The following is a 13,583-nucleotide window of genomic DNA, read 5'->3' as shown; positions in this document are numbered from 1 at the left end:
AAACTGAGAATCTTTTATAGAAAAACAGCAAAATATCTGTCTGTTTGTTTTTTAGATATAAAATTAGGCTCAATTGCTTTTCGAGGGGTGGACGATTCTTTCAATTAGGTGGATATTTGTGTTTTGGGCAGATTTTTATCGCTTTTTTCAGAAAAAGACTATAAAAAACGGTTTACCTTTGTCTGAAAAGTGAAAAAAATCTCATGAGAAAAAGAAGTGTACTACTTTGCCTGTGGCTGATATTCTGTCTGTGTTATCCTGCAGTATGGCTTTGTGCTGTTCAAACCTCGAGCCGTTTTTCGTTTGCTTCTATTACGATGAACGAAGGTTTACCGTATAATTTTGTGGACGATATCATCAAATCAAGTGATGGTTATTTGTGGGTGACTACATACGGAGGAGGAGTGGCACGTTATGATGGACATGAATTTGTGACTTTTCAGACGAATGTAACCGATAAAAAAAGAGTCTTGAAAAGTAACTTTGTAGAAAAATTGGCGGAAGATTCTTTTCATCGTATCTGGATGGCGGGAGAAGCCGGTATCGAATTGCTTTCTACGGAAAATCTGCAACTGTTGTCGGCAGAGTCTTTACAGTCGCAGCAGATGACGGAATTGATGAAGCAGCCTGCCAATTTCTTGTTAACCAGCAAAGCCGGAAACTTGTGGATTTGTAGCCGCGGACAGATATACAAGGTGATATTTAATTCTACAGGTACTGTTAAGAAGGTCATTCTTGTTTCAGAAACCTCCTTGAATGAGCGTGGTTGTGTGCTGGCTGAAGTAGATGGATATATATGGTTTTTTCATAAAGGGAAGCTTTGTCGGGTAAATGAAGGGATGGAAGGAGTACAAGAGCCGCAGCCAGTTTCTGTCTCCTTGAAAATCTCACCGCGTGATGCATTGTTTTGTATTTACCATTGTCAGAATAAGGTTTGGATTGGCACGAGCAATGGCTTATTTTGTTATGACCTGACAACAGACACTAGCTCCCATTACTTGTATAATCCACAAAATCCCAAGTCTTTGTCACAAAATTATGTGACGGCAATCACTTCCACGCGCGATAATCAGGTTATTATCGGTACTTTAATGGGCTTGAATATTTTCAATGCGTCAACCTCTGATTTTACTCGTATTCACGCCACTGAGGTGATGGGTATGCATGGCCTTTCTTGTAATTTCATCAACTCTTTGTATACGGATGAGGAGAATGATATTGTGTGGATTGGTACAGAAATTGGAGGGTTGGACAAGATGTTTCCTTCTCGTTTGTCTGTTGTCAATTATTATTATGAGCCAAACAAGCCGGGGACTCTTTCTCAGAATCCGGTCAATGCAATTGTGGAAGATGAATACCATACATTATGGGTGGGTACGGTGGAAGGAGGCTTGAATTGTCGCCTGAAAGGAAGTGACCGCTTTTTGCATTATACCACCGATGCTCCTGCCTACCTGGGCCACAATACGGTAAGTGTATTGGCGTTGGATGACAAAGACCGTTTGTATATCGGTACTTGGGGAGGAGGATTGGGGTGGATAGACCGTCGGCCTTCAACTCCAAAACGTTATGTTCCTCTGCCATTAAAGGATGCTTTTATATCGAGTCTGGCATTTGATTCCATCAACCGGTTGGTGTGGATTGGTACGATGGGAAATCTGTATGTATATAATCCGGCCGACGGCAGTATCGTGGAACCTTTTTTAAACGAGAAAAAAGAAGTTGTCAATCAAAACGCACTGGGCATGTGCATCACCCGGGAGAAAGAACTGTGGGCATCATCTCCTTTCGGTTTGTTACGCATAGACCTTGTTGCCTATGGAAAGGGACAATTGAAATATAAAAAATATATATGTAAACTGGATGAGCCTACATCGGGGAAGAAAGAACGTATCACTTCTATTTTCCAGTCGAAGGATGGAACAATCTGGCTGGGTAGCAATGGAAACGGTTTTTATAAGGCATTGAAAAAAGGGACAGATTATCAATTCATAGCCTTTACAAAGAATGACGGTTTGGTGAGCAACAGTGTACGAGGTATTTTGGAAGACTGGTATGGTAATATCTGGGTATCTACCGACAACGGTTTGTCGTGTTTCAATGTAAAAGAAGAATCTTTTCGCAATTATAGTCAGATTGACGGTTTGGTTTCAGATTTGTTTTATTGGAATGCCGATGCGTTGTCGTTTGATAAGGAACACTTGTTCTTTGGCAGTCAGAAAGGATTGACAGAGATACATCCGGTGCTCGAGGCGGGGCATGTACATACTTTCCCTCTGGCGTTTACCCATTGTAAAGTGTTTGGACAGGAAGTATTTCCGCAAGAAGGAAAAATTATCATGCATGAGCGAGATAAATCGCTCTCCATTGAATTTTCTGCGTTGGATTATGCCTTGGGGTCACAAGCGCAGTATTCCTATCGGTTAAAGGGTTTCGATGAGGAATGGGTAACGGTACCAGCAAACCGGAACAGCGCGACTTATACCAATCTTTATCCGGGAGAATATACCTTTCAGCTTCGTTATGCGCCTGATGGAAAACATTGGCTGGAACAGACGGAAGAGTTGTCTATAGTAGTCCGTCCGTATTTTTATAAAACTCCCTGGTTTTTGGTTTCCGTATTGTTCCTTTTGCTGTTTGGAGGATACCGTTTGCTGTTATGGCGTTATAAAGCGATGAAACATCAGCAGGATTTGTTGCATCAGATGGTGGAAGAGCGTACTGCAAAACTGGAAGGACAGAAAAAATTACTTTCCAATCAGACGGAGGAACTTTCTGAACAAAACAATTTGTTGAAAGACCAGAATGAAAAAATAACGGCACAAAAAAATCAGATTCTGGAGATGTCGCACAAGGTAGAAGAACTGACCATTGATAAGTTGGCATTTTTTACCAATATTACTCATGAATTCCGCACACCGCTCACCTTGATTATAGGACCGATTGAGCGAGCTTTAAAGTTGAGCTGTAATCCGCAGGTTATTGAGCAGCTGCATTTGGTGGAACGGAACTCCAAATACTTGCTTTCCTTGGTCAATCAGCTGATGGATTTCCGGAAAGTGGAAGAGGGTCATATCAAGATAGCGATGAATTATGGGAATCTGAAAGCTTTTATGTGTGAACTGGTGCCTCCTTTTGCCGATTATGCCGCAAGCCGTGGCATTGGGTTTCAGTTGTACCTTCATCTTCCGGATCCGTTCCTGATGTTCGATGAGGATGTGATGCGCAAGATTATGACCAATCTTGTCAGCAATGCCTTAAAGTTTACCCCGAAAGGAGGATACATCGGGGTTTATGTGGGCGTAGTAGGTCTCGAAACGGAGAGAAAATTGTTTATCAGTGTCCGTGATACGGGCAAAGGTATTCCAGAACAGGATATGGAACGTATTTTTTCACAGTTCTATCAGTCGGATAATCAGAGTCAGGAATCGGTGAGCGGTCAGAGTGGAACGGGAATTGGTCTTTATTTGTGTCGGGAACTGATTGGTTTGTTGCATGGAACAATCTATGCCAAGAACAATCCGGTGAAAGGAGTTTCTTTCCGTATTCTTTTGCCGGCCATTCATGGTACGTCGCAGGTACAGCGGGATTCGGATGCCGATAAGGAAGATGTGGTAGTAGATATTCCACGGAATGGAAAAATGACCGTGCTGGTAGTGGAAGACAATAAAGATATGCGTGATTACATACGTTCTATCTTGGTAGAATATTATAATGTTTTAGAAGCTTCACAGGGTGAAGAAGCGTTGGCGATACTGCGTACCAGTAACGTGGATTTTATTATCAGCGACCTGATGATGCCCGTGATGGACGGAATGGAATTGTCTCGCAGGGTGAAGAGTAATTTTGCGATTTCGCACATCCCCTTCCTGATGCTGACAGCTAAGACCTCCGATGAGGCTCGTTTGGAAAGTTATAAGATGGGAGTCGATGCCTTTCTGTTGAAACCTTTTGATGAAAACATGCTGTTGACTCGTATTGCCAATATTCTGGAGAACCGGAAGCGTTTCCAGCAGAAATTCTCGATTGACATGAACATGGATTCGTTGGAGATTGAAGAAAATTCCGGAGATAAGAAATTTTTGAACAAAGTCATGGCGGTCGTAAAAGAAAACTACAAGAACCCTGATTTTGAAGTCAGCGATTTCATCGAAGCGGTAGGAATCAGCAAGAGTCTGTTGAACAAAAAAATGCAGAGCCTGACGGGGCAGTCTTCTGGTCAGTTTATCCGTAATTATCGTTTGAACTTAGCTCATGAATTGTTGCTAAAGAACAAAGTGAGCCGTGCGATGAACATTTCGGAGATAGCTTATGAGGTAGGATTCAATGATCCGAAATACTTTACCCGTTGCTTTACGAAGCATTTTAATGTAACGCCAAGTAGTATTTTGGAGAGTTAGTTCATATTATACAATAAGGATGTATTGTTGCAGATTCTGACTCAATTGTGGTAGGAGGGTAAAAGGGGTGTCCTTTTATCCTCCTCTTTGTTGGGTTTTGTCCTCCTGTTTCCAATCGGCTTTTTACGCTTTTTTAGGATAAAGGAACTAATTTTGTCGCGTATTGAATTAATAGACCTTATTATTAACTTTAAAATGTAGTATTTATGAACAACAAGACAATGATTAGTTCAATTTATCGGACTTTCAGTTTGATTTGGCTCTTGCTGTTTGTTTTTTGTTCGGTAACATTTGCCCAAACGATGCAAGTAAAAGGTAAGGTTGTCGACTCAAAACAAGAGCCACTCATTGGTGTGAATGTCGTTGTAAAGGGGACAACGAATGGTACTATTACTGATTTTGATGGTAATTTTATCCTTACGGTCTCTAAGGGGGAAACCCTTCAATTCAGTTACATTGGTTTTACTTCTAAAGATGTGGTGGTCACTTCTTCTGATTTGGTAGTAGAGATGAAAGAAGACACCGAGACATTGGATGAGGTGATAGTCGTAGGTTATGGTACACAGAAAAAGGGTTCGTTAACCGGTGCGATTACCGCAGTGAAATCTGAGGAATTGGTGAAAACTACCACTCCGACTACTGCAGGTGCCTTGGTGGGTAAAGCTCCAGGTATTTCTGCCCGTCAGGCGGATGGACGTCCGGGTGCCAGTGCTTCTATTCAGATTCGTAACATGGGTACTCCGTTGTATGTCATCGATGGAATTCAATGTGAGGAAGGACAGTTCAACAATATTGACGTGAACGATATTGAAAGTATTACTGTCTTGAAGGATGCTTCAGCTGCCATTTATGGTTTGCGGGCTGCGAATGGTGTTGTATTGGTTACGACCAAATCCGGAAGAAGAAATGAGAAGAGTTCCGTCTCTGCTAACTTCTATTATGGTATGCAGAACTTCATGCGTTATCCGGAAGTGGCAGATGCCGCTACTTTCTATGAAGGACGTATGCAGGCTGATTTGAACACGTATGGTTCTACCGCACGCACGATGGACGAATTGAATCTTTGGCGGCAGGGGCAGGGAAAATATTCAAGCTTCGACTGGCAGGATTTCATTGTCAATGAGAATGCGCCCATGTGGTATGGCAATGTAAGCATTGACGGAGGTTCTGAAGCAATCAATTATCACGTAGGTATTTCACATACAGATCAGGATGCCATGATTAATGGCTTTAACTTCCAGCGTACAAATATCCAGAGTAATGTAGAAGCAAACATTACTCCTAAATTTAAGGTGGGTGTGCGTGTGAGTGGACGTATCGAGTCACGTCATAATGTCGGTGTGCCGGGATTGGATGACTACTGGCAGCCGTATTATGCTATGTTCCAGAACTGGCCGACACAGCATGCGTATGCCAACGATAATCCCAATTATGTGAACGAAACTCGTAACAATGCCACTGGCGCTGCTATTTTTGATGAAAACATTACGGGTTATACAGATGATGTATGGAAATCAGGAACGGTCAATGCCTATGCAGAATGGCAGACTCCGCTGGAAGGTTTGAAAGCACGTGTAGCCTATAACTATTGGATTGCTCAGAATGACCAGGAACAGTTTGAATATACATACGATGTATATCGTTATGATGAAGCGACAGACACGTATACGGCAGTGGCCGGAAACTTGAATCCATGGCGTCGTCGTATCAAAGAGCAGCGTCAGGAAAAAACCTTCCAGGCTCAGTTGAATTATGACCATACTTTCGACAATTCACACCATGTGTCTGGCGTATTGGGTATAGAAACATTTGAAAAGGATGGCGACTGGACCCAGTACAACACACTACCTTCCAATAATTATATTGCTGTAACCAACGGTATTAGTAATATGCAGTCATTGGATAATACAGTGACGATGTCTCGCCGTGCGGGTTTGGTATTCCGTGCTGCTTATGATTATCGCAGTAAGTATTTTGCTGAATTTAGTGGACGTTATGATGGTTCTTACTTGTTTGCGGAAGGGCATCGTTGGGGATTCTTCCCTTCTGTATCGGCTGGTTGGAGACTTTCTGAAGAATCTTTTATGGAAAATGTGAGAGAAGTGACCAAGCTGTCTAACTTGAAAATCAGAGCATCATGGGGACGGATGGGAGATGACCAATACAATAATGCTGATATTGTAACTCCTTATGCATTCTTGGATGGTTACACTTATGGTAACACGGCAGATGGTGCAGTGTTGAACGGCACTGCGGTTTCAAGAGTGGAATATCGTGGAGTACCAGTTACTAACTTGAGCTGGATTAAATCTACCTTGGTGAACGTGGGATTGGATTTTGGTTTCTTTGATGACCGTTTGAGCGGTACATTCGAATTGTTCCAACGTAAGCGTACCGGTCTTCCTGCCATGCGTTATGATGTATTGGTGCCGGTAGAAGTAGGGTTTGACCTTTCCAATGAAAACCTGAATTCAGATTATCATAAAGGACTGGAATTTGGTATTAACTGGAGAGATCAGGTAAATGACTTCAGATATTCTATTGGTGGTAACTTCACATTGGCTCGCCGCATGATGGGTGAATCTTATAAACCACGTTTCGGTTCAAGCTGGGATGAATACCGTAATTCAACCGAAAATCGTTGGGCTTCTACTTTCTGGGGTTATGAAATTGCCGGTCGTTTTGAAAACTACGAACAGATTCAGAATTACCCAGTAGATAATGATGGAGAAGGTAACTCTACCATGTTGCCAGGAGACTTTATTTACAAAGACCAAAATGGTGATGGTGTCATCAACGAATTGGATGAACGTCCGATTGCGTATGGTGCCGGAGAGCTTCCTTATATGAACTTCAGTTTGAATTCTTCATTTGAATGGAAGGGATTTGATTTACAGATGGACTGGAATGGAGCTGCCGGACAGTCTTACGAAATGTGTTGGGAAGTAGCTTATCCATTCCAAGGGGATGGTAACTCTACCGAATATTTGTTGACTGATAGCTGGCATCGTGTAGATCCGACTGATCCGACTTCCGACTGGGTTGCTGGAGAATTCCCTGCTACCCGCTATGCCGGTGCCAATGTAAGTTTCACTCGTCGTAGTGACTTCTGGGTAAAGAAAGTATGGTATCTGAAACTTCGTACATTGGAATTGGGTTACACTTTACCGAAGTCTGTCACTCACAAGATGCGTCTGAACCGTTTGCGTTTCTATGTAAATGCCTATAACTTGTTTAGCATTGATAACATGCACCGTTACCAGCTGGATCCGGAAATCACTTCTAACAGTGCTTTGGTAACTCCGAACTTGCGTACCATTTCCTTTGGTTTGAATCTTAACTTTTAAATAGTGGATAATTATGAAAAAAGAAATATTATATATTTTATGTTCAGCGATGCTCAGTGGTTCTTTGACCTCTTGTGATTCGTGGTTAGGAGATACTGAGCCGACGGATTTCTTGACCTCAGAGCAAGTCTGGAATGATAATTCGTTGATTGAAGGTGTTTTGGCTGAATTATATAACGATGTAGCCACGAACGGTAATTTGGATAATGACGTGAACTTCTCCTTGATAGATGACTTTATGTGGTGCGGACTGATGAACCAGGATGTGGAATCGGCTCGTAACCAAATGGTAGAATATAGTTATGACGAGTTCCGTTATTACGATTACAAATATATTTATAAATGCAATCAGGCCATAGAGTCATTAGCTACTGTGTCAACCAAAATATCCGATCAGGAGAAAGCACTGTATACTGCAGAGTTCCGTTTCCTGAGAGCCTATGCCTATTTTCAGATGTGTATCCGTATGGGAGGAGTTCCTTTGATTACTCAAACTCAGGAATATACTCCAGGTATGGACGTAACCGAGCTTCAGGTGCCTCGTTCTTCAGAAGCTGAGATATACAATTTTGTGTACAATGAATGTATGGATATTGAAGCTGATCTGGCAGGTAATAACAATGTGACCAACAAATCACGGGCAAACCAATGGGCTGCCTTGGCCTTGGCAAGCCGGAGTATGCTGTATGCAGGTTCTATCGCTAAATATAACATCCCTGAGATTAACCAGCCTTTGCAGCCTGGAGTAGTGGGTATGACCGGCGAAGATCCCCGTCCGTATTATGAGAAATCATTTGCTGCTTCCAAACGTATCATTGATGAATTTGCCAACAATACCTTGCAGGGTATCAGCAGTCCTTCTGCCGATAATTTCTACAACGCCATTTGTTCAAAGGATAACAATTCAGAAGTGCTTTGGACAAAAGATTACAATGCGAGCAAATTCCATACGTTCTCATTTGCCAATATCGCTCATTCCATGAACGAGGATAATGATAACGGTTCCGACCTTTGTCCGACACTACAGTTGGTGGAAACTTACGGTGAAATCAAGGATAAAGATGCGTCAGGCAATTACATTGTATATGAGAAACGTGGGGATATATTCTCCAGTATTGCAGATGTACGTCTGAAAGGAACTTGTCTGGTGCCTGATCAGGAATTTAAGGGAAAGACACTTGACATACAGGCTGGTGTAGCTATCTATCAGGGAAATGGAACTTATGAACTGAGAGAAGGAGCCGATCCTAATTCCAAGTTTGAAGTAGCCGATGGCGGTGATGGCGGTACGTTGGTCGGAAATGACGGTCCGTTGAGCCGTGCTACTTATACCAATACCGGTTTTAATCTTCGTAAGTATGTAGATTCTACCATCGGTTCTTCTGCGCGTGGTCAAGGTTCTTATATCTGGTATGTGTATTTCCGTATGGGTGAAATTTATTTGAATGCGGCAGAAGCTGGTATGGAACTGGGAGGAACTTATGCTGAACAGGCATTGAAATATGTGAATCTGGTTCGTCAGCGTGCTGGATTGGGAGCTAATTCCTGGACAGCTGCAGATCTGACCATTGATAACTTGTTGAATGAACGTCGCCGTGAACTGGCCTTGGAAGACCATCGTCTGTGGGATTTGAAACGCTTGCGTAAGGCCGATAAATTGTGGAATGGTGTTCAGTCTACCACTACCATGCTTTATGCTCTTTATCCTTATCGTATCGTAGGTGGTCCTGACAATAACAAGTTTATCTTCGACCGTAAGATTGCTCCGCGTTTCAAAGCTCCACGTAATTTCCGTATCGGTAATTATTACACTGCTTTTGAACAGGATGCGTTGGATAAGAATCCGAAATTGGTACAGAATCCGAATATGTAATTAGAAAATTGAGTTCGTATGAAAAAGATATATTATTTATTATCCTTATTGCTGGTTGTCTGCTTCACTTCCTGTGAGCTGGATAACTATGAGGCTCCTAATATTAATCTGGTGGGCAAAGTGGTTTACAATGGAAGACCGATTTATGTAAGAAACAATCAGGTGACTTTCCGTTTGTATGAGCCGGGATGGGAGCTTTCTTCAAGTACGTATATGAATGTACAGGTGGCCCAAGACGGTACGTTCAGCGCAGGTGTATATGGAGGCAAGACTTATAAACTGATTCGTCAGAATAACCTGGGTCCGTGGGTGAATCCGACTGTCAATGATACGATTACCGTGAATAACTACCATGGAGAGGTTATTGAGATGCCGGTTACTCCTTATTATCTGTTGGACGATGCCACAGCTGACTGTAACGGTCGATTGGTTACTGCCTCTTGTAAGATTACGGAAGTCACTCCGGGACAGAGCATTGAGAAAGTTGGTTTGTATGTAGGCCGTAACATTATCGTGGATGATATACGTAACTTGGGTGCGGGCGGATATTCCGAAGTAACCGGAGTACAGGCCGGTCAGACGGTTTCTTTGCAGGTGGACCTGAGTGGATTCTCCATCAATTCCACTAATGCTTCATTGCCGCAAACAGGTTTCATTTATGCAAGAATGGGCTTGAAGATTTCAGGCATTGATGCGATGATTTTTACAGAGCCATTTAAATTGGCCTTTTCTGAATAATGATTTAGTTATAGATTATTAGATTTAAAGACGTCTTGTGAGCAAGGAATTTCTTGTTTGCAGGGCGTCTTTTTTTATATAAGATGCAAATGTCCTCTTTTTGGAAACTATTTTCTACCTGATGAGATGGTGAAGATAGTATTTTTGTTTCAGTAAAAAACCTCAGCTAAAGCATTTGTAAATCTTATGAGACATACCCTCTTTTCATTTTTCTTACTGGCCGTAACAAGTATGGCCTACGCATCTTCGCCGGAGAAAAGTTTATCCGTCATTCCTATCAGTAAGGTAATGACCCATGATCCGGTGTTGGCTAAGCAGGGCGATACCTATTATCTATTCGCTACCGGGCAGGGGATTTCGGTCATGTCCTCCAAGGACAGGGAAAACTGGAAATTCGAGAAACCGGTATTCGACAAGGCACCCCAATGGGCAGTAGAAGCCATCAAGGGCTATAACGGACATACCTGGGCACCGGATATTATTTTTCATGACGGACTTTATCACTTGTTTTACTCCTGTTCGGCATTTGGGAAGAATACCTCGGCCATCGGGCATGCCACGAATCCTACCCTCGACCCTTCCAGTCCGGATTTCAAGTGGACCGACCACGGCAAGGTGATTCAGTCGGTCCCTAACCGAGATATGTGGAATGCCATTGACCCGAATATCATCATTGATGAGGAAGGTACTCCTTGGATGACCTTTGGTTCCTTTTGGGACGGAATCAAGCTGGTCAAGCTGACGCCGGACCTGAACGGGGTGGCCCAGCCCGAAGAATGGCATTCGCTTTGCCGCCGTCCGCGTACGTTCGACTTGCCGGAGGAAGAGGCAGGCGATGGAGCAGTAGAAGCCCCTTTTATCATGAAGCACGAGGATTATTATTACCTCTTCGTGTCGTTCGACTATTGCTGTAAGGGATTGCAAAGTGACTACAAAGTAATGGTGGGCCGTGCGAAAACGGTGACAGGTCCTTACTTGGATAAAGAAGGAAAAGCTTTGGACCGGGGAGGCGGTTCGTTGGTCATTCAGGGCAACGAGGATTATGCCGGAGTGGGGCACAATGCCGCCTATCACCTTGACGGGAAGGATTATTTCATTTGCCATGCCTATTCGGTTTCGGAAGAAGGAGCGCCGAAATTGATTATACGGGAAATGACGTGGACATCCGACGGATGGCCGATCGTAGATTTTTAAAAGGTGATTTGTAGAGATGCCGCAAGGAGTATGGTACTTCCGGGCGGCATCTTTTTTATATCGATATTGCATAATTTGTGATAACTTTTTGCCGGAATATTTATTGTTGATTTCACACTTAATCGCTATTTTTGCCTTGATTAGTAATTATCTGAAAAACACCTATGAAGAAACAAGTACTTTTTAGCACATTGGCATTATTGGCCTCTCAGGCATTTGCCCAGCAGGCGGCAGTAACGGGGCCGGATGCGCGGTTAAAACTCGATTTTCAGTTACAGGACGGTAAACCCGTTTATTCGGTAACTTACGACGGCAAGACCGTATTGGAGAACTCTCCGTTGGGCTTCGTGTCCAATATCGGTGACTTCAGTCGGCAGATGACGTTTGTGGACCAGCAGGCAGATAAGGTGGACAAGACCTACACACAGACCCGTATCAAACGTTCTACGGTGCACTATACGGCTAACAAGCTGACCGTGACCCTTGAAAATGCGGACAAGAAGAAAGTGGATATCGTGTTCCAGTTGAGCAACAATGACATCGCGTTCCGCTATGAGATGCCTCAGTATGGCGAAACAGCCTGTATGGTAGTAGAGAAGGAAGCGACCGGATTTGATTTCCCCTCTTCTACTACTACCTTCCTTTCCCCGCAGAGTGACCCGATGATTGGCTGGATGCGGACCAAACCGAGTTACGAAGAAGAATACGTGCCCGATGAACCGGTGGCTACGCCGTCTAAATACGGTGAAGGCTATACTTTCCCGGCACTTTTCCACGTAGGCGACAACTGGGCACTGGTATCCGAAACCGGTGTGCGCAGCTTGTACTGTGCGTCTCACCTGAGTGATGCTACGAAGGACGGATTGTATAGCATTGCCTTCCCGAATCCGGGCGAGATGAACGGACTGGGTTCTTCCACTCCGGGACTGGCTCTGCCGGGTGTGACTCCTTGGCGTACCATTACGGTGGGCAACGGCCTGAAGCCGATTGTGGAAACCACCGTGCCGTTTGACGTGGTAGATCCGTTGTATGAACCTTCACAGGACTACAAGTTCGGGCGTTCCACCTGGAGCTGGATTATGTGGCAGGACCCGAGCATCAACTACGACGACCAGGTACGTTTCATCGATCTGGCCAGTGAGATGGGCTATGAATATACGCTGATTGACGGAGGATGGGAGAAGAACATCGGCCGCGACAAGATGGAGAAACTCTTTCAGTATGCACACCAGAAGAAGGTGGACGTATTTGTGTGGTACAACTCCAACGGCTACTGGAACGATGCGCCGCAGGATGCCAAGCAGTGCATGAGTAATTCTGTAGCTCGTAAGAAAGAAATGAAATGGTTGCAGAAATGCGGTGTGAAGGGACTGAAGGTGGATTTCTTCGGCAGTGACAAGCAGCAGATGATGGGTTTGTACGAAGACATTCTGACCGATGCCAACGAATACGGACTGATGATTATCTTCCATGGCTGTACCATTCCGCGCGGATGGGAACGGATGTATCCCAACTACGTGGGCAGCGAGGCGGTACTGGCTTCAGAGAATCTGATATTCAACCAGCATTTTGACGACATGGAGGCCTACAATGCTTGTCTGCATCCGTTTATCCGTAACACCATCGGCTGTATGGAGTTCGGAGGTACCTTGTTGAACAAACGTTACAACCGGACAAACGACGGGGGAACTATCCGCAAGACCACCGATGTGTTCCAGCTGGCTACGGCAGTGCTGTATCAGAACCCGATTCAGAACTTTGCCCTGGCTCCGAATAACCTGACCGATGCGCCGGCTTTGGCTATCGACTTCATGAAGCAGGTGCCGACTACTTGGGATGAAACGATGTTCCTAGACGGCTATCCCGGTAAATATTGTGTGCTGGCTCGCCGTCATGGCGACCGCTGGTATGTGGTAGGCGTGAATGCCCAGAAAGAGCCGTTGAAACTGACGCTGAACCTGCCGATGTGGCAGAAAGGTGAAACGGGTTCTTATTACCTGGACGACAAGAAACGTCAGCCGCAGCTGGAGG

The 13,583-nt window shown here is 44.0% G+C and carries 6 protein-coding genes; all 6 read left to right on the top strand.

Features of this window, described 5'->3' with window-relative positions; all coding sequences use genetic code 11:
- Positions 1-203: 203 nt before the first annotated feature.
- Positions 204-4,400 carry a two-component regulator propeller domain-containing protein gene (locus RDP42_RS02425; RefSeq protein WP_308762379.1) on the top strand — a complete coding sequence of 1,399 codons (4,197 nt, stop codon included), beginning with the start codon at positions 204-206 and terminating at the stop codon, positions 4,398-4,400.
- A gap of 206 nt (positions 4,401-4,606) precedes the next feature.
- Positions 4,607-7,747: a TonB-dependent receptor gene (locus RDP42_RS02420; protein WP_308762378.1), complete on the top strand. Its 3,141-nt coding sequence runs from the start codon at positions 4,607-4,609 to the stop codon at positions 7,745-7,747.
- A 13-nt stretch (positions 7,748-7,760) separates the two neighbouring features.
- Positions 7,761-9,620: a RagB/SusD family nutrient uptake outer membrane protein gene (locus RDP42_RS02415; RefSeq protein ID WP_308762377.1), complete on the top strand. Its 1,860-nt coding sequence runs from the start codon at positions 7,761-7,763 to the stop codon at positions 9,618-9,620.
- An 18-nt stretch (positions 9,621-9,638) separates the two neighbouring features.
- Positions 9,639-10,358, top strand: a complete 720-nt coding sequence (locus RDP42_RS02410; protein WP_303914059.1) for a DUF3823 domain-containing protein — start codon at positions 9,639-9,641, stop codon at positions 10,356-10,358.
- 186 nt (positions 10,359-10,544) lie between these two features.
- Positions 10,545-11,552 (top strand): arabinan endo-1,5-alpha-L-arabinosidase, encoded by a 1,008-nt coding sequence (locus RDP42_RS02405; protein ID WP_308762376.1) that lies wholly within the window; start codon positions 10,545-10,547, stop codon positions 11,550-11,552.
- Between the two features lie 164 nt (positions 11,553-11,716).
- Positions 11,717-13,583 (top strand): glycoside hydrolase family 97 catalytic domain-containing protein (locus RDP42_RS02400; protein WP_308762375.1); only part of this gene is annotated, 1,867 nt, incomplete at its 3' end.

The sequence above is a fragment of the uncultured Bacteroides sp. genome (genome assembly GCF_902472605.1).
Lineage (GTDB): Bacteria > Bacteroidota > Bacteroidia > Bacteroidales > Bacteroidaceae > Phocaeicola.
The sequence above is the reverse complement of the archived record's forward strand: the minus strand, read 5'-3'. Positions and strand labels throughout refer to the sequence as shown.

Coding starts and splice junctions, on each gene's coding strand:
- RDP42_RS02425 (WP_308762379.1), top strand. CDS start 204: ATGAGAAAAAGAAGTGTACTACTTTGCCTGTGGCTGATATTCTGTCTG.
- RDP42_RS02420 (WP_308762378.1), top strand. CDS start 4,607: ATGAACAACAAGACAATGATTAGTTCAATTTATCGGACTTTCAGTTTG.
- RDP42_RS02415 (WP_308762377.1), top strand. CDS start 7,761: ATGAAAAAAGAAATATTATATATTTTATGTTCAGCGATGCTCAGTGGT.
- RDP42_RS02410 (WP_303914059.1), top strand. CDS start 9,639: ATGAAAAAGATATATTATTTATTATCCTTATTGCTGGTTGTCTGCTTC.
- RDP42_RS02405 (WP_308762376.1), top strand. CDS start 10,545: ATGAGACATACCCTCTTTTCATTTTTCTTACTGGCCGTAACAAGTATG.